We start from the raw sequence: 411 nt of genomic DNA, 5'->3' as shown, positions 1-411 counted from the left end.
GCACCAGAATCACGAATTGTTGGTATTTTCCGGCCTTCCGGTAATACGGAACGGGTGAAGAATCAGGAGCGTGATGATGAATACGAAACTGAGCGTGATGAATATCTGAATCATTCGCTGGATATTCTGGAACAGAACAGACGTAAAAAAGCCATTTAATTAACGTTTAAACAAAATTTAATTACGAGGTTATTCAGATGAATATTTCCGATATTCGCGCAGGACTGCGCACGCTTGTAGAAAATGAAGAAACCACCTTTAAACAAATTGCTCTTGAGAGCGGGCTTTCTACCGGAACTATCAGTAGTTTTATCAATGATAAGTACAACGGGGATAACGAGCGTGTTTCACAAATGCTGCAACGCTGGCTGGAAAAATATCATGCAGTGGCAGAACTACCTGAACCGCCCC

Annotated in this window: 1 protein-coding gene; it reads left to right on the top strand. The window is 42.1% G+C overall.

Features of this window, described 5'->3' with window-relative positions; translation table 11 throughout:
* Positions 1-197: 197 nt before the first annotated feature.
* On the top strand, positions 198-411 hold a 214-nt coding region (locus AC0L3J_RS37550), incomplete at its 3' end, for a death domain-containing protein (protein WP_473350451.1).

Source organism: Bradyrhizobium sp. Kon37, from assembly GCF_055807535.1.
Note: the sequence above shows the minus strand (reverse complement) of the source record. Positions and strands in the feature narration are given on the sequence as shown.